At 58.5% G+C, this 17,501-nt stretch carries 16 protein-coding genes; all 16 read right to left on the bottom strand.

Features of this window, described 5'->3' with window-relative positions:
• Window positions 1-120: 120 nt before the first annotated feature.
• Complete coding sequence (locus ACA043_RS08035) at window positions 121-1,596, bottom strand: sigma-54 dependent transcriptional regulator (protein ID WP_187677375.1); 1,476 nt, start codon at window positions 1,594-1,596, stop codon at window positions 121-123.
• Between the two features lie 172 nt (window positions 1,597-1,768).
• Window positions 1,769-2,065, bottom strand: a complete 297-nt coding sequence (fliT, locus tag ACA043_RS08030) for a flagellar protein FliT (protein WP_187677374.1) — start codon at window positions 2,063-2,065, stop codon at window positions 1,769-1,771.
• Window positions 2,066-2,075: 10 nt separating this feature from the next.
• Window positions 2,076-2,471 carry a flagellar export chaperone FliS gene (gene fliS / locus ACA043_RS08025; RefSeq protein ID WP_187677373.1) on the bottom strand — a complete coding sequence of 132 codons (396 nt, stop codon included), beginning with the start codon at window positions 2,469-2,471 and terminating at the stop codon, window positions 2,076-2,078.
• Between the two features lie 128 nt (window positions 2,472-2,599).
• Entirely contained in the window at window positions 2,600-4,030 is a 1,431-nt protein-coding gene (gene fliD, locus ACA043_RS08020; RefSeq protein WP_497617064.1) for a flagellar filament capping protein FliD, read from the bottom strand.
• Between the two features lie 82 nt (window positions 4,031-4,112).
• Entirely contained in the window at window positions 4,113-4,478 is a 366-nt protein-coding gene (locus ACA043_RS08015) for a flagellar protein FlaG (RefSeq protein WP_187677371.1), read from the bottom strand.
• A 74-nt stretch (window positions 4,479-4,552) separates the two neighbouring features.
• Window positions 4,553-5,404, bottom strand: coding sequence for a flagellin domain-containing protein (locus ACA043_RS08010; protein ID WP_123465735.1), 852 nt, complete (start codon window positions 5,402-5,404; stop codon window positions 4,553-4,555).
• Between the two features lie 252 nt (window positions 5,405-5,656).
• Complete coding sequence (locus ACA043_RS08005) at window positions 5,657-5,920, bottom strand: hypothetical protein (protein ID WP_187677370.1); 264 nt, start codon at window positions 5,918-5,920, stop codon at window positions 5,657-5,659.
• Entirely contained in the window at window positions 5,917-7,209 is a 1,293-nt protein-coding gene (locus ACA043_RS08000) for a motility associated factor glycosyltransferase family protein (protein ID WP_497658948.1), read from the bottom strand. The genes ACA043_RS08005 and ACA043_RS08000 overlap by 4 nt, the downstream gene beginning before the upstream one ends.
• 92 nt (window positions 7,210-7,301) lie before the next feature.
• A complete protein-coding gene (locus ACA043_RS07995; protein WP_401271060.1) occupies window positions 7,302-8,228 on the bottom strand; it encodes a ketoacyl-ACP synthase III in 927 nt (308 codons plus the stop codon).
• A 228-nt stretch (window positions 8,229-8,456) separates the two neighbouring features.
• Window positions 8,457-9,509: a pseudaminic acid synthase gene (pseI, locus tag ACA043_RS07990; RefSeq protein ID WP_497658947.1), complete on the bottom strand. Its 1,053-nt coding sequence runs from the start codon at window positions 9,507-9,509 to the stop codon at window positions 8,457-8,459.
• Window positions 9,506-11,008 (bottom strand): UDP-2,4-diacetamido-2,4,6-trideoxy-beta-L-altropyranose hydrolase, encoded by a 1,503-nt coding sequence (gene pseG, locus ACA043_RS07985; RefSeq protein ID WP_497658946.1) that lies wholly within the window; start codon window positions 11,006-11,008, stop codon window positions 9,506-9,508. The genes pseI and pseG overlap by 4 nt, the downstream gene beginning before the upstream one ends.
• Window positions 11,005-11,700: a pseudaminic acid cytidylyltransferase gene (gene pseF / locus ACA043_RS07980; protein WP_489878506.1), complete on the bottom strand. Its 696-nt coding sequence runs from the start codon at window positions 11,698-11,700 to the stop codon at window positions 11,005-11,007. Before pseF ends, pseG begins: the two co-directional genes overlap by 4 nt.
• Window positions 11,697-12,317 (bottom strand): pseudaminic acid biosynthesis-associated methylase, encoded by a 621-nt coding sequence (locus ACA043_RS07975; protein WP_497658945.1) that lies wholly within the window; start codon window positions 12,315-12,317, stop codon window positions 11,697-11,699. Before ACA043_RS07975 ends, pseF begins: the two co-directional genes overlap by 4 nt.
• 31 nt (window positions 12,318-12,348) lie before the next feature.
• Window positions 12,349-13,506: a UDP-4-amino-4,6-dideoxy-N-acetyl-beta-L-altrosamine transaminase gene (gene pseC, locus ACA043_RS07970; RefSeq protein WP_401271047.1), complete on the bottom strand. Its 1,158-nt coding sequence runs from the start codon at window positions 13,504-13,506 to the stop codon at window positions 12,349-12,351.
• On the bottom strand, window positions 13,503-14,504 hold the full coding sequence (gene pseB, locus ACA043_RS07965) for a UDP-N-acetylglucosamine 4,6-dehydratase (inverting) (RefSeq protein ID WP_305442024.1): 1,002 nt from the start codon (window positions 14,502-14,504) through the stop codon (window positions 13,503-13,505). The genes pseC and pseB overlap by 4 nt, the downstream gene beginning before the upstream one ends.
• Window positions 14,505-14,535: 31 nt before the next feature.
• Window positions 14,536-17,469 (bottom strand): TIGR00180 family glycosyltransferase, encoded by a 2,934-nt coding sequence (locus ACA043_RS07960; protein WP_489878503.1) that lies wholly within the window; start codon window positions 17,467-17,469, stop codon window positions 14,536-14,538.
• Window positions 17,470-17,501: the final 32 nt, after the last annotated feature.

Genomic DNA, 17,501 nt, shown 5'->3' with positions numbered 1-17,501 from the left:
ACTTGGGGCATTGTGCTCTCTCGCTGGCTGACCGTCAGTTAAACGGAACGTTGCGAGGGATGTAGCAATACCCGTGCCTAAAAAAAACTGCTTATAAATGAAGAGGTTGAAAAACAGGCGTCAATCATCCGCCTGTTCATCACCATCGCGCCGGCTCATGCCGTACTTGCGCATCTTCTCCACCAGCGTGGTACGACGAATGCGCAAGCGCTCGGCCGCACGCGCCACGATGCCATTGGCATCGTCCAGCGCCTGCTGAATCAGGCCCTGTTCCAGACCACCGAGGTAGTCCTTCAGATCCAGGCCTTCCGGCGGAAGCATGGCGTTGGCGGTGAAGTCCGGCGTATGGCCGTTGATTGCCACGCGCTCTTCCAGATCACTGCGCAGGCTGTCGACCAACTGCTCGTCTTCATCGTCGACGTAGCGGAATTTCTTCGGTAGCTCGACCACGCCGATCACCCCGTACGGATGCATGATCGCCATGCGCTCCACCAGGTTGGCCAGCTCGCGGACGTTGCCCGGCCAGCCGTGACGGCACAGCGACATGATTGCCGCCGAGTTGAAACGGATCGAACCGCGCTTTTCGTGTTCCATGCGCGAGATCAGTTCGTTCATCAGCAGCGGGATGTCTTCGACGCGCTCACGCAGCGGCGCCATCTCGATCGGGAACACGTTCAGGCGATAGTAGAGGTCTTCGCGGAAGGTGCCGATCTCGATCATGCTTTCGAGGTTCTTGTGAGTCGCAGCGATGATGCGCACGTCGACGCTTTGGGTCTTGTTGCTGCCCACACGCTCGAAGGTGCGTTCTTGCAGCACGCGCAGCAGCTTGACCTGCATCGGCAGCGGCATGTCGCCGATTTCGTCGAGGAACAACGTACCGCCGTTGGCCAGTTCGAAGCGGCCGGCACGGCTGGTGATTGCGCCGGTGAAGGCGCCCTTCTCGTGGCCGAACAGCTCGCTCTCGAGCAGCTCTGCCGGGATCGCCCCGCAGTTCACCGGCACGAACGGCGCGTCGCGGCGCTTGGAGTGGTAATGCAGGTTGCGCGCAACCACTTCCTTGCCGGTGCCGGACTCGCCGAGGATCAGCACGCTGGCGTCTGTGTCGGCCACTTGCTGCATCATCTGGCGCACGTGCTGGATCGCCCGGCTGGTGCCGACGAGGCTGCGGAACAGGTTGGGTTCACGATGACGGCCGCGCTCGCGGGCCTGGTCATACATCTCGCGATAGACCTGGGCACGGTGCAGGGAGTCGAGCAATTTGCTGTAGCTGGGTGGCATTTCGAGGGTCGAAAGCACTCGACGACGCTGGTCTTCAGGCAAGTCAACGGAAGAATTATCGCCCATCAGCAAAACCGGAAGGAACTCATCCCAGGTTGAGAGTGTCTTTAACAAGCCCAAAAGCGCACCAGGAGCATTGACCGTCCCGATCAGTACGCAAATGACCTCACGACTAGATGACAAAGAGCCGACTGCCTGCTGCCAGTCATGGCTTCCGCAGGGTAAATTTTCTTCGCCGAGAAAATTTAAGATCACCGCCAGGTCGCGGCGGCGGACGCTATCGTCATCGATCAGCAGAATTTTGGTTTCACGCCACATGCAATAGCAACTTCCCTAGTCAACTCAATGCCCGAAAAATGGGGCAAGCGAGACGCTTGCAGGACACCATGTGCCTGTAGACGCCTGAAATCTGAAATCAGCCACTAGTTAAGTCAAAAAACCGTGCACAGTCAAATTTATGGCGCACATATCTGGATTAACTGGGGGTTAATTAACCAAACAGATGGTAAACCTTTGCCGCGTTCTGCGCTTGGGTGATCTGCGACATCTCGTTGGCTATCGCCTGCCGCTCCCCCGTCGCCGCCTCGAGCAGCTTTTTGTAAACCCCGAGCAATTCCTCAAGGTTATCGCGCAACGCGGCCTCGTCCACCGAAGCTTCACTCAAGACGTCTTCCATGCAGGAACGGCAAGCCAGATCCAGCTCGCCAATAGCTTCCCAGTTGCGCTCGGCCAGAGCACCGACCAGAGCCTCGCGGGTTTCTTCGATTCGCTGCAATACAAGACTCATGGTGATCTCCTTAAAACTGTGGAGCCGGCGTGCCGATGGCATCCCAGCCGTCCTTGACCGTGCGCAGCAGGTCAGCGACTTCGTCGAGGATCTTTGGATCGGTCTTGGCGTTGGCTTCGGTCAGACGCTTCATCATGTATTCATAGAGATTGGCCAACTCGCCAACCTGCTCCGACCGATTATCCAGATCAAGCCCTTCAAGCAGACCACCGATAATGCCGATGGCTTTGCCGATCAGGATGCCCTTGTTCGGGATGTCCTTGCGCTCCATGGCACCTTTGGCCTGGGCAATACGATCCAGACCACCTTCCATCAGCATCTGTACCAGACGGTGCGGACTGGCTTCGGAAGTCTGCGCCTGAGCGCCAATCTTCTGGTATTGGCGAAGGGCTAACATCGGATTCATGTTCTACCTCATCAAATTTCTATGGGACGCATATCAAGGGTATCGACGATGCGTCAAAAAACTTTAGATTGAAATACAAAAAGCCCGGAGCGTAGAAAAACGCTGCCGGGCTTTTGGCGTTTCAGGCCTTAGCCTTTCTGTTGAGCGGTCAACGCCTCGAACATCGAAGTGATGTTGCTGGCGGTGGCCTTCAGCTTGCCGACAAGGGTGTCCATGTCGTTGTACTTTTTGGTCAGTACAGCGGTCAGGGTTTCGATACGACGATCGAGCGCAGCCTGATCATTGGTCAGTTTGGTCTTGGTCTTGTTCAGACTGGTGGTGCGCTGATCCAGAATCCCGCCAGTAGTGGAGAACGGCGTAATCGCTTTTTGCATGCGCTTGAGCAGACCGTTGTCAGAACCCAACTCGCCAACGAACATCTTCTGGACTTCGCCACCCAGCTTCTTGTCATTCATGGCAGCGGTGAACTTGGTGCTGTCAAAAGAGAGCGCACCGGTTTTCTGATCGGTGGTAATGCCCAGTTGCGCCAGAACGGTCAGCTTGTCGCCCGAACCGGTTTGCGACAGCGGCTCACGGATGGCCGACAGGATCGAACGCGGCAAGGCGTCGCCAGTCAGAGCCGCCGCAACGGTCGGCTTGCCATCATCGTCCAGGGAAGGCTTGGTCAGCGCAGTGATGCCGTTGGCCAGAGCATTGTAGGCATCGACGAACTTCTGAATGGAAGCCTTCAAGCCATCGTTGTTGCTGGCGACGGTGACAGTGGAGGTACCGGTCGCTACCAGATTCAAGGTCAGGCCGGAAACAGCCTTGTCGACGGTATTGCTCTTGCTGGTCAGGGCCATGCCGTCGATGGTGAATTCGGCATCGATCGCCAGAGCACCAATGGAACCCGCGGAAGTCGCCGTCATCGGCGAGCCGCTGGTGCCAATCACGGTACTGCCATTGATGGCCAGCTCGGAAATTCCGCTGACGGAAATATCGGAACCCGCACCCGTGGTAGTAGAACCCAATACCAGACGCGAACCAAAGGAGTCAGTGACGATGTTGGCACTGATGCCTGCGCTCTTGAGCTTGTCGTCACCGTTGATCGAGTCGCGCACCGATTGCAGTGTCGCCCCAGCCTTGATGTCGAGGTTATATGTGCCAGTACCCTGCTTGATGGTCAGCGTGCCAGCCGTAATCGGACTGGTGTTACCACCTGCAAAAGCGGCACTGGCAACCTTCGAGGAGGTGGCCAGCTTGCCGACGGTCACAACGTAGTTACCATTGACCGCCGTGTTGCCGGCAGTGGCGCCGAGGATCTTTGGATCAGAGGAAGTGGCAGCAAAACCCGGGAACTGTGGGTTGGAGAGACTGCCCAGGTCCGTCAAGGTCTGAGTGAAAGCCGTCATCAACGACTTCAGAGTACCGATACCGGAAATGCTTGCGGTGTTGGTCGCAGTCCCACGGTCGATCTGACCTTGCTTGGCCGCTTTGTCAGCGTTTACCAAGGCTTTGACGATAGCACCGGTATCAAGGCCGGAGCCTAAACCCGTGCCCGGTAGAATTGGACTTGCCATGTGGAACTCCCTTCAGTGTGTCGCCGGTCTTTTGACCACTACAACGCCCAAAAGAACATAGCAACAAAATTCGTGCCAGCTGTCAGACTTTAGCGCTGAACAACAGGCTGCTTGCATCATTCAAACTATTTGCCAGTTTCAGCACTTCTTCGTTGGGGATCTGACGGATCACCTCACCGGATTCGCTGGCAATCACTTTGACCACTACTTTGCCTGAAGGCTCATCGATCGAGAACTCCAGATTGCGCTTGACCGACTGCACAAACTTTTCGATTTCCTGAACGGCCATCTTCAGTTTTTCCTGCTCGGTCTGATCGCTTTTGCGTTCATCCTTGACGATAGCTACCGGGGCAACCACCGGGCGAGGCTTCTCCGCAGGCTTGTCGGCAACAGTCGTCGCCTGCTTGGCCGCAGGATAAGACAAGTTCAGCTTGGCGCTCATATCCATGTCCATCACCTCTTAAAAAAGTAAAAAGCGAGAGAGCGCGACAAGCGCACTCCCCCGCCAAAACTCACCAGCTATTACTGAAGCAGTTTCAGTACAGCGGATGGCAGTTGGTTGGCCTGAGCCAGAACTGCGGTCGAAGCTTGTTGCAGAGTTTGTTGCTTGGTCAGCTGTGCAGTTTCAGCAGCGAAGTCGGTATCTTGTACGCGACCCAGTGCAGCACTGGCGTTTTCGTTGATGTTTTGCAGGTTGGAGATAGTGCTGGTCAGACGGTTCTGAGCAGCACCGAGGTCCGCACGGCTGGTGTTGATGGTTTTCAGAGCTTTGTCGATCGCGTCGATTGCAGCTTTGGTGCTTGCTTCAGCAGTGGTGCTGTCGGTACCGGTAACAGCGATAGTAGCCGAACCAACGCTCAGAGTTGCAGCGTCGAAGCCGCTGTTCAGAGTGATGGTGATCTGGTTGGTAGCGCCAGTGTTGGAACCAACCTGGAAGGTCATGGTGCCAGCAGTACCGTCGATCAGGTTTTTGCCGTTCAGGTTGGTCGACTTGGCGATACGAGTCAGCTCGTCCGACATGGTCGCGAATTCTTTGTTCAGAGCAGCACGGTCGTCGGTGCCGTTCGAGTCGTTTCGTGCTTGAACAGCCAGTTCACGCATACGCTGCAGAATGTTGGTCGATTCTTGCATCGCGCCTTCAGCGGTCTGAGCGATCGAGATACCGTCGTTGGCGTTTTTGATCGCCATGGTCTGACCACGGATCTGCGAAGTCATACGGGTAGCGATTTGCAGGCCGGCGGCGTCGTCTTTAGCGCTGTTGATTTTCAGGCCGGAAGACAGGCGAGTCATCGAAGTCGACAGAGCGTCGGAAGCACGGTTCAGGTTTTTCTGAACGTTCAACGATGTGACGTTAGTGTTTACTGTTAAAGCCATGACGAATTCCTCGTTGGTTGGGTACTGCGGCTTCCGGCCCTGGCAACCGCCGGGTATGGCCTAGAGAACCTTCGTAATAGTTATCGTCGGGATTGGGACTTGCTTTAGGGGATTTTCGAAAAAAATTGCCATCAGACGGCCACCCCTCGTAAATCAAGGACTTGGCGGCCGTCGACAAACGAAAAAATGGCGTCAGGAATACGCCGGAAGCTCAAGATCGGGAGCCAGAACCGACGAGTGGGGAGAAATTGTCTAAACGGACAGACTGTCCGTGATCAGTTGAGTCAATTCGTATTCGAGGTAATCCGCCAGTGCCAGCCAGTTTTGCGCCTCCTGACATTCCAGCATCAGACTGAGAACCTGCAGCCATTGGTGTTGATTATCCGCACCCGCTTGATCGAAGGATGGTTGCAGCGCAGCGGCCAGATCAATCATCGCCAACCCTGCCTCAACGTCACGCCCCAGCCGGAACAACGTCGCACACTGCTGTGCCTGCTCGACAAACATTGCACTCATAGCGCCAACTCCGGATGAAAGGCGGTCCCGGCAATGATCGCCCCGGCCCGACTGCTGTTGTAAAAGCGCACCTGAGGATGCCCGGCGATAAAGCGCTCCAGTTCGCAAAGATAGCTACGGAAGTTGAGTTGGGTTTTGATGCGTTGGCCGTGGCCATCGAGCACCCAGTGTTTCGCCGCACCGAGTTGTGGTCCCAGTTCACCGTCATTCCAGCCGGCATGGGTCTTGTCGCCCGGGAAGGCAAAGTCGGCACCGAACAGGGTGATTTCCCCGGCACCCATTTTCACCGCCAGATCCACTGCAGGGTGGATCACGCTGCCGCCCCCATGCAATTCACCTCTGGGAAATTGCTGGCGCAATGCCTGATAGATCGGGCTAGGTGAATAGGCTACATAGCGCGGGCCTTGCCAGGCACTCAACACTGACGGATCGACCATGGGCATATACACCAGACGAATGGCGCTCGTACCGGCCGGCGGCAAGTGGCGCTCGGCAATGCGCTGATCGATCGTAACCACGATGTCGGGGTGAATCCCCTGTTCAAGCAACGGTCTATACGCGGTGTCGACACAGATAAACAGCGGCCGAGGCTGTTGCTCGCGGATCGTCCGCAATCGCTGGAAGTGCATTTCCAGGCTCGGCCCTGTCGCAATCACAAACACCGGCATGCCCGCGCATGTGCCGAACAGCTCGGCGACATCCGCATCGACGTGCATCAGCGTCTGACTGGCATGCAAGCGTTCGACAATGTGCGCAGCGTGCGGATCGAACTCGCGATTATTGAACGTAAGGTGCGTCTCGCTGATCAGTCGGTCGCGGATTTTCGCGTTGTAGTCGTCTGCCAGCACCAGCTCGGACGGCAAGGCAAAGAAAGGCAGGCAGATTTCCTCGCGATCACCGGCGTAGTGCAACTGGACGCGTGAATCGCCGAGCCACGGTGCTTGATCAAGCAGTTGCAGCACCAGCGAAAACACGGCGCCATTGAGAATGTGCACGTGCAACTGCGCGAGTGCCGGACGTAGCAGCAGCTCGTGTTGCAGATCGCCCAACCCGGCACCGTAGATGTGTAACACCGGGCTGTCGGCTGCCAGGCTTGCGGCCTGCACCTGCGCTTCACGCATACGGTCATGCCGACTGGTCAACTGAATGCCATTGACGCTCAAGGTCGAGCCCAGTCCTTCCACCAGATCGGCCTGCAACGAGCTCGGGTCTTCGCTCAGCAGACGCGCAGCCACCGCAGGCCAGCGCTTTTCGATGATCTGGATATTGGATTGAAAAAACTCGCTCATGGCGCCTCGCCTGACATCCGGGCAAAAAAATAGCGCTCAAGGTTACACCTTGAGCGCTTTTTTGTGCCGCGTTTTATAGAAAAACAGGTGACTCAGGGACGATAGATGATCGCCGACCCCCAGGACAAACCGACACCGAAACCGCTGATCGCAACGCGACTCCAGTCAGAATCGAGCACGTGTTTTTCCAGCAGCAACGGAACACTCGACGACACGGTATTGCCGGTCTCGACCATGTCCTTGATGAACTTCTCCGGCTCGCCTTCGAAGCGCCGCGCCACCGCATCGACAATTGCCGCACTGCCCTGGTGAATGCAGAACGCATCGATGTCGTCAGCCTTGAGGCCGGAATCGTCGAGCAATTCATGCAGATGCGCCGGGACTTTGAGCAGCGCGAAGTTGAACACCTGACGACCGTTCATAAAGAACACACCATTGCTGACCTTAAGGTGCGGAGCGCCGGAGCCGTCAGTGCCGAACTTGGCTTTACCCAACGCCCAGGTCGGATCTTCGCCCATCCAGGTGGCGGTGGCGGCATCGCCGAAGAGCATGGTGGTGTTGCGATCTTCCGGGTCGACGATCTTCGAATAAGGGTCAGCGGTGATCAGCAAGCCGTTCTTCAGGCCTGCGGCTTCCATGAAGCCCTTGATCGCATAGATGCCGTAGACGTAACCGGAGCAGCCCAAGGAAATATCGAACGCCGCGACATTGGTCGGCAGACCGAGCTTGTCCTGCACGATCGCGGCAGTATGCGGCAGGCCTTCTTCGTCACCGTTCTGAGTGACGACGATCAGCGCGTCGATCGACTCACGTTTCAGCTCAGGGTTGCTGGCAAACAGCGCATTGGCCGCTTCAACGCACAGATCGGAGGTTTCTTGTTCAGCGTCTTTGCGCGGCAGGAATGCCGAGCCGATCTTGCCAAGGATGAAGTCTTCATCCTTCTCGAATTTTGCACCTTGTGCGTAATTGTCCACGCCGGCTACAGGAACGTAGCTCGCAATGCTTTTTATGCCAATCATTACGGCTTCCCAATAAAAAACAGCCCAAAACCACCGCTCGCAAGGATTCGAGGGGCGCCGACAAACAGAAAATGGCTGCCACAACGGGCAACCAGAGGGGGAGCGCAAAGGGCTATCACTGGAACCGATAAAGGGCCAGGCGCCATCTCCCCGATCAATACAATACAGTGAAGATGCGCGTTATGACTCGCAGGTCACGCTATTTTGCCGAATCGGCTGTAGATCGGGTTATTCGACCAACGACCAATCCAGCGGCGTACCGCGCTTGATCGCGGCGCGAGCGTGGCGCCCGAGAACCGCATCGGTGTGCTTGGGCGGCAGACCGAGCCCGGGGCGGATGGCACGCAGATTGGCAGCGGTGAAGGCCTCGCCCGCCGCCATGTCGGCGGTGACGTACAGCGAACGGCGGTAGACCAGCGACTTGCGCTCGGCCTCGGTGGGGCCGTATTGCACTTGGCCCATGGCCTGCCAGGCACGCTCGGTCTCAAGCACCAGACTGGCCATTTCCGCAGGTTCCAGCGAAAAACTGGCATCCACCCCACCTGCCGAACGGTCGAGGGTGAAATGTTTTTCCACCACCGTTGCACCGAGCGCCACAGCAGCGACCGACACGCCGACGCCCATCGAGTGGTCAGACAGCCCGACCTCGCATCCAAACAGCTCACGCAGATGCGGGATCGTGCGCACGTTGCTGTTAAGCGGTGTCGCCGGATAAGTGCTGGTGCACTTGAGCAACACCAGATCCTTGCAGCCGGCCTCACGGGCAGCGCGCACGGTTTCATCGAGCTCTGCGATGCTGGCCATGCCGGTAGAAATAATCAGCGGCTTGCCAGTGGCGGCGACACGACGAATCAACGGCAGATCAGTATTTTCGAAACTGGCAATCTTGTAGGCCGGCACATCGAGGCTTTCGAGAAAATCCACCGCGCTGTCATCGAACGGCGTCGAGAACGCGAGCATCCCCAGTTCTTTCGCGCGGGCAAAGATCGGCGCATGCCACTCCCACGGCGTATGGGCCTTTTCATACAACTCGTAGAGCGAAGTGCCCGCCCACAGGCTGCCCGGATCCTTGATAAAGAACTCACCCTCTGCCAGGTCCAGTGTCATGGTCTGGGCCGTATAGGTTTGCAGTTTCAGCGCATGCGCCCCGGCCTTGGCCGCCGCCTCGACGATTTGCAGAGCAACGTCCAGCGACTGGTTATGGTTGCCGCTCATCTCGGCAATGATGAACGGCGGCGCGTCGGCACCGATCAGGCGATTGCCAATCTTGAAACTGCTCATTTGCGGTGATCCTTCAAAACACGGGTGAACGCGCAGGCACTTTGAGTGAACCCGGCGTCGCGAAAAACATTCAGTGAGGCCTGGTTGGCCGGCAACACTTGAGCGGTGATCGCGCTCATCTGCGGCCAATGTGCAGAGGCGAACGCTTCGCCCCGCGCCAACAGTGCACCGCCCCAGCCGAGACCAAAACGCCCTTGCAGCAAATACAGCGAGACCTCCGCGTCAAAACCACGCAAGTCATAGCGCAGAACGCCGACCGGGCCGTCATCGCCTTCAGCGACCAACAGCAGCCGCTGAGGGTTACGCAAGCTCGCAGTCAGCCAGTCCAGATGTTGCTTCCAGTCGATAACGCCAGCGTCCGGTGACCAGCGGCGCACCGCCTCGGCATTGCGTCCGTCAAACAACAACTGCGCGTCGTCCAGCGTGGCCGGGCGCACCTTGAGCACCGCGCCCGCCAATGCCGCCGCAACCCGCAGCGCGCCGCGCCCGTCGACCAATTGCCGCGAACGTTCGGCCAGACTTTGGCGCAGATAAACATTGTCGACGACCAAGCCGATGGCTTGGCGCAATTGCTCGACACTGACCTGCTCGCGGGCGCCCATGAACACATGCGCGCCAGCCGCCGCCATGACTTCGCCGTTGGCCTGCTGATTATTCGACACGGCTATGCAGATCGTTGGCAGCCCCAGTGCCGCGCGCTCCCAACTGGTGCCACCGCCGGCGCCGATAAACAAATCGGCCTCGGTCATGCGTTGATGGAAATCGCTGACAAAACTGTGCAATCGCCAATTCGGCCGTGTCTCGGCCAGGGCCTGCATCTGTGCCCATGCCGGGTTGTCGGCGCCGGCGACGAAATCCACTTCGAGCTCGGGAAAATCCGCCAGCGCCAGCATCGCGTGATGAGTCTGCATCGCCGCGTCGAAACCGCCGAAATTCACCAATATCCGCCGAGCCTTGGACTTGATCTCGATGGCCGGGCAAATGAACTCCTCGCGCAGCATGGCAAAACGCGGACCGAGCAATGCGCGACAACCGTCAGGCAACAGCGGCGCGTAATTCTCGCTCAGGCCGGAGAGGTTCTGATTGAGCAGCAGGTCAACGCTATAGCGCCGAGTGGCCAGATCATCCACTGCTGCAATCCGTGACGCCCAACGCCGGGCCGCCGTTTGCCAGTGATGATCGAGGCCATAGTGGTCGGCAATGATCCAGTCGAACCCTTCATGGCCGTCGAGCAGTACATCCAGTGCATCAATGTCCGCTTGCCACGGCAGCATCGATTCGATGGCCTGCTGTGGATCTTCTTCGGCATAGCGTTCGGGTAATGCGAACGTCTCGAAACCCTCTGCCTGCAACGCATCAAGCCGGTGCCCCGGCAAGCGCCGACAGGCAAATGCGACGTGACTGCCCTGCTTGCGCAACACCCGGGCCAGCGTCAGGCAACGGGCAATGTGACCACTGCCGATGGTCGGCGACGCGTCCGCACGGATCAGCACTCTCATTGCACTTCCCCGCCAGCCTTGAGCGCGGCGTAGAGGTATTCGGCGCGTTTCCAGTCTTCGACGGTGTCGATGTCCTGCACCAGATGCCGAGGCAGGATTACCGGCAGACTGGCTGGCGAATACAACACCTCACCGCGCAGCCATGCCTCGCATCGGCCCCAGTAGAACTGACCGGCATCCTGGAATGCTTCAGGCAGATCCTGCGAGCGGGTGTTGCGAAACTCCGGGTACAACGCCGTCAGCGCACCCTGCCCGTCCAGGGTCAGCGCGCGCTGCACGGGAAAACCAAAGCTGCAAACAGAAAACGCGAAGGACTTGTCGCACTGCTGCTCCAGCAATTCGAAGCCTTCACGCAGAAACCGCGCCTGCAACAACGGCGCCGTGGCATAGACGCAACAGGCGTAATCAAACGCTGGCAGTTGCTGCAAGGCATGCACGATCACTGCTGCCGTGCCGGTGAAATCATCGGCCAGATGCGCAGGACGCAAAAATGGCACCGTGGCGCCATGAGCCCGCGCGAGCTCGGCGATTTCTTCGTCGTCAGTACTGACCACAACCTCGTCGAACAATCCCGAGTCCAGCACCGTGCGAATCGAACGGACAATCATCGGCACGCCATCGAACGGCGCAAGATTCTTGCGCGGAATGCGTTTGCTGCCCCCGCGGGCCGGGATGATTGCAACGTTGCTCAAGGGCGTTTTTCCAGAAGGAACCAGGTGACGTCGTCAGCAGGAAATTGCCGGTCACGGTGATACACGAAGCCGTAATCCAGCAGGTGCAGATCAGCGTAGCGATCAAGCATTTCACCGGCGAAATCGCGTTTGAACAGTTTGCCGCTGTTGCCGCGATAGGACACTTCCACCGGCGCCGGATTGTAGTACTCCGCGATCAGGATATAGCGCTGGCTGAGCTCGTACAGCTGCGCGTAGGCCTTCGGCAACAGTTCCGGGGCAAGATGAATCAACACGCATTTGCTCAGCGTCAGATCGTAGGAGCGCTCGTAGGGAAAGTCGAACAGCGAACCGTGCCAGATCTTTGCGATGTCCAGTGCTTTGGCCTGTGCACAGGCATTGGCGTTGATCTCGACGCCGGACAACTCGCATTGCGGCAACAGTTGATGCAGTGCCTGCAAGTTGTTCCCGACATTGGTACCGAGTTCCAACAGGCTGTCGATCCGCCCCGTTCTTGCCAGCGCCTTGGCAAACAACGCCAGATTGGCCGCCACCAGCGATTGCCCGACGTTGCGCGCAACGTACTCGTTGCCGAAGTCACCCTGCCAGAATTGTTCCTGTTCACTCAGATTGCGCATTGCCATTTCCCATCCACCGCCACAGCGGTGTTCACTCAGTCAACTGTCGCAATTGCTCGACCACATAGTCCTGCTGCTGATCGCTCAGCAAAGGAAACAGCGGCAGGCTGATCGCTTCGGCGTAATAGCGCTCGGCTTCGGGGAAGTTTCCCTCGGCGAAACCCAGGTCGCGATAGTACGGCTGCAAATGCAGTGGAATATAGTGCAGATTCACCCCGACTCCGGCCGCGCGCAAGCCTTCGAAGACCTGGCGGTGGCTGAGATTGATCCGATCGGTCTGCAAGCGGATCACGTACAGATGCCAGGCGGATTCAGCGAGCGGTTGGGCGCTCGGCAAGGTCACGGGCAAATATGTCAGCAAATTCGCGTAACGTGCCGCCAGCTCGCGTCGACGGGCGATGAAACCGTCCAGTTTGTTCAGTTGCGACAAACCGAGCGCGGCTTGCAAGTCGGTGATCCGATAATTGAAGCCCAGTTCCACTTGCTGGTAATACCACGGGCCGTGGCTGGCTTCAGTCATCTGCTGCGGATCGCGGGTCATGCCGTGGCTGCGCAGGCGTTGCAAGCGCTCGGCCAGTTCCGGGCGATTGGTCAAGACCATGCCGCCCTCGGCGCTGGTGATGATCTTCACCGGGTGGAAGCTGAACACGGTCATCGCGGCGAATTCGCCGCACCCGACCGGCCGCCCGGCATAGCTGGCGCCCACTGCATGGGAGGCATCTTCGATGACGGTGAAGTTGTAGCGCTCGGCCAACTCGCCGATCTTGCGCATGTCGCAGCTCTGACCGGAAAACGCCACCGCCACCAGTACTTTTGGCAGTGTGCCGTCCTGCTCGGCCTGATCCAGCTTCGCTGCCAGCGCGAAAGCATCGAGGTTCCAGGTCAGCGGATCGATATCGACAAAATCAACGTCGGCGCCGCAATAACGCCCGCAGTTGGCCGACGCCAGAAAGGTGTTCGGCGTCGTCCACAGGCGGTCGCCCGGGCCAAGTCCGGCCGCCAGACAGGCAATGTGCAGCGCTGCGGTGGCGTTGCACACCGCCACCGCATAATTCGCCTGACAACGTTCGGCCATCGCCTGCTCGAAACGCTCGATGGTCGGACCCTGGGTCAGCCAATCCGACTGCAATACCTCGACCACCGCATCGATGTCAGCCTGATCGAGGCTCTGGCGGCCGTAGGGAATCATGCCGAGAGCTTCGCGTGCAGGTCGGCGATCTGTCCCACCGAGAGGAACTGCGGGTTGGTGTCGGAGCGGTATTCGAAGTCCTCACTCACCGGCTGGCCGCGCTCGCCGAGCTTGTCCACGGCAAAATCGACATCGACGCTGGTGAAGCGAATCGATGGCTGGATGGTGTAGTGATCCTCGAATTCAAGGGTCATCCGCGCATCGTCCAGCGGCACCATCAGCTCATGGAGTTTTTCCCCCGGACGGATGCCGACGTTTTTATGCGGCAGATGCTCGGCCATGCCCCGGGCCAGATCGACAACGCGGATCGACGGGATCTTCGGCACAAACACTTCACCGCCGTGCATGCGTGCAAAGCTGTCGAGCACGAACTGCACGCCGTGATCGAGGGTGATCCAGAAACGCGTCATGCGCTCATCGGTGATCGGCAGCTCGGTGGCCCCGTCAGCGATCAGCTTGCTGAAGAACGGCACTACCGAACCGCGCGAACCGGCCACGTTGCCATAACGCACCACGGCAAACCGGGTCTGCTGCTCGCCGGCAATGTTATTGGCGGCGACAAACAGTTTGTCCGACAGCAACTTGGTCGCGCCGTACAGGTTGATCGGGCTGGCAGCCTTGTCGGTGGACAGCGCGACAACTTTCTTCACGCCGTTATCGATGGCGGCGGCGATGATGTTTTCAGCGCCGTTGACGTTGGTACGAATGCACTCGGTCGGGTTGTATTCCGCTGCCGGCACTTGTTTGAGCGCGGCGGCGTGAACCACGTAATCGATACCGCGCATGGCCTGACGCAAACGATCGGCGTCGCGCACATCGCCAAGGAAATAGCGCATGCACGGCGCGTTGAACGTCTGCTGCATTTCGTACTGCTTGAGCTCATCGCGGGAGAACACCACCACGCGCTTGGGTTGGTATTGCTCCAACAGGCGACGAATGAAATTACGCCCGAACGAGCCAGTGCCGCCGGAGATGAAAATCGATTTACCGTTGAACATGTCTAGAGTCCTGTTTCCTGTGCACGAGGCGTCAGGCGAGCAACTGCGCCCAGTTCACACTGGACGCAGCGCCGAGAGTAAAGCCCTTGCCGGTCAGGGAAAGGTTCTGGTTGTAAGCCGTGTCTTGAGCGAAGCGAGCCTGCCACTTGTCACGTAGCGCGGCAGCCAGTTGCGGCGCTTCGGGGAGCACGCCCGGATGCTGGATTTGCGCTTGTGGGCACCAGACCGTCAGGTAACCGGCATCGGCTGCTTTCAGACACAGATCAATGTCGGCGAACGCCGTGTCGAAATGTTCTTCATCCAGACCACCGAGTGCTTCGAACAGTGCTTTGCGAATCATCAGACAGGCGCCGGACACCGCCGAATAGTTCTGTTCGACCAGATGGCCGAACAGGTAGCCCGGAGCGTCTTTTTTCTCACCGACGTACGCCGCGCCAAGCAGATCGTTGAGCCCCAGAATCAAGCCACCCTGAGTGGTGACGCCACGTGCATCCTGCAGTTTCGCTCCGACGATCCCGACTTCGGGCCGTTGCGCCTGATTGAGCAGTGCATCAAGCCAGTTGGCATTGACCACTTCGGCGTGCGCGGAAAACAGCACCAGGTATTCACCTTTGGCTTCAGCGCCAGCGAGGTTGTACAACGCCGATTCGCTCAACCGCTCGCTGCTGCGCAGCACCCGAACTCGCTCACCCTTGCCCTCCAGATTGCCCAGCCATTCAGCCAGTTCCGCAGACTGGCTATGGTTGTCGACAATGAGGATTTCGTGGCGCTGATAGCGGGTTCGTTGCAGCAGGCTGACCAGCGCCGACTGCAACGCTTCGAGGTTGTCCTCACTGCGCAGAATGATCGACACCAGCGGCCGTTCGCTGTGCTGATAGTCGATTTGCCAGGTTTGCGGCAACGTCGAACCCACTTGGCCGCGGTATCCGCGCTTGGCGAGATGACGTGTCAGGGTCTGACGCTCATGAGCGTTTTCTTCAGCAGGCGGTGCGTCGCAGATCAGCAACGGCTCCGCCAGATGAGCAAGGCCAGCCAGCCCGCCGTCTTCGATCAAGCGCAGCAAAAGGTCGAATTCCAGCGCATCGCTGTACTCGGCGGCGAAGCCTTTGGCCTGAACCAACACATCGCGCTGGAACAACCAGTGTCGCGCCATCATCGACGGCACGGTTTGCAGCAGGTCGAAGTTGACCCCCGGACGGAACACATCCGCCAGCGCACCGCCCGGCTGACGCTGGATTTCATCCATCGCCACGGCGCGCACTCCTTCGGCCCCCAGTAGTTCAAGGCTTGCACGCAGCAGACCGCTGGCAGTGAACTGGACCCCCGCCTCGGCGAGCATGATCCAGTCGCTACCGATCTGAGGCAGCAGTTGATTGATCCGCTCGACGTAGTTGGTCGTGGTCACTTTGACGAAATGCACGGTATCGCGCACGGTCGTGGTCGCCGGCAACTCCCCGGTGGTGAGTACAACCAGTTTGAACGCCTTGCAATGGCCGCCAACCAGGCTGTCGAAGGTCGTCTGCAGCTTGACCATGTCGGCATCCAGATCCAGCAGGAGAATGCCCATTTGCGGACCGCCGGCATGGCTGGTCAGGTGCCGGGTGATTGCTGGCAGTTGCGCAGGCTCGGGATCACGCGCTTCGAGCCATTGCAGCAGCCGCCCGGTCGGCATGTTTTCGAAAAGCTTGCGCTCCTGTTGCCCCGGTACCGAATTCAAACGCTCCAGCCAGGCCTGTAGCTTCACCCCTTCTTCAGGCTCTTCACTGGCAAGCATGGACTCGGCCAGGCGTTCGACTACCTCGCGATTGAACATGTTCAGGGTCAGCGCTTCCCATAGACGCGCGCGAATCGTCCGTTCATCGTCATTGGGATGAACACGCATCAATTCGTGCTGACGCAGCAACACACCTTCCAGCTCCTGCAATTGCAGGCGCCCGGCAGGCATGGCGTGCAGCAGGAATTCGTACTCGGTCAACAAGTCGAAAACCGGCTTGTTGTAGAACGGCATCTCGACAAATTGCTCGGGCGCGAATGAGCGCACCGGCTCCTGACCCGGCTCAATCCACGCCGAGCGGAAAATCGCTGCACCGGACAGCGAACGCCCCTTGAGCAGGCAGTCAGCCATTTCGGCAAAACTGTTCAGGGCAATCTGCTTGATCGCGGCCGGATCCTGACCACTGAAAGCAGTAGGGATCGACGCCAAAAACTCGGCAAAGCGCTCGCGCTCGGCTACGGTTTTCGCGTCTTGCCAAGTCAGGACCGTCAACACGTTGGTGTTGTGATCAGAGCTGCCGTAGTTGGCTTCGCGCACCGCAAAAGCAATCGGCAGAACCCGCGCCTTGGCGCACGCCAACAGATAAAACGTGTGACCGATTTCCTGCCATTCGAAACTGGTGCCCGCCGGCAGCAAGCTATACCACTGCTTTAGCAGATCGGTTCGGGTCACCGCATAGAACGGCGGCAGGAACTGCCCCATGAATTCCATGACACGGGTTTCCGGCTGTGCCGAGTCATAGTCTTCCTGAATAAGCTTGTCGCGACGGTAATAGGTCACTTCGCTGGCACGGGTCAGGTACATGAACCCGTAGCCGTGGCACAGGCCGTAGTCAGGATTGGCCTGGAGGAAATCCACCGAGGCCGTCAGTGCGTCATGGATCAGGAAATCATCGTCGGCCGCAAACACCATGTACGGCGTAGTCACCTGCTGCACGCCCCAACTGAGCTTTTCCTGCAGGCCTTTGTAGGAGTACTGCGGCAAATGACGATAGTCCACCGACGGAAAATCGACAGCGATGCGATCATCGCCCTGCACCGTCGAATCCAGCACCAGCACCTTGGCCGCGTAGCTGCTGTAGTACTGCAATGTACGACGCAGAAACGCATTGCGGTTGTGGGTGATCACCACCACCGTGAACAGCTCGTTCAGCGGTGTCGTGTTGGTTTGAGTGCTGCTTTGAACCTGCATTTTTCCTATCCCCACAACCGGCCAGACGCCTG

The sequence above is a fragment of the Pseudomonas sp. LBUM1648 genome (assembly GCF_059716145.1).
Note: the sequence above shows the minus strand (reverse complement) of the source record. Positions and strands in the feature narration are given on the sequence as shown.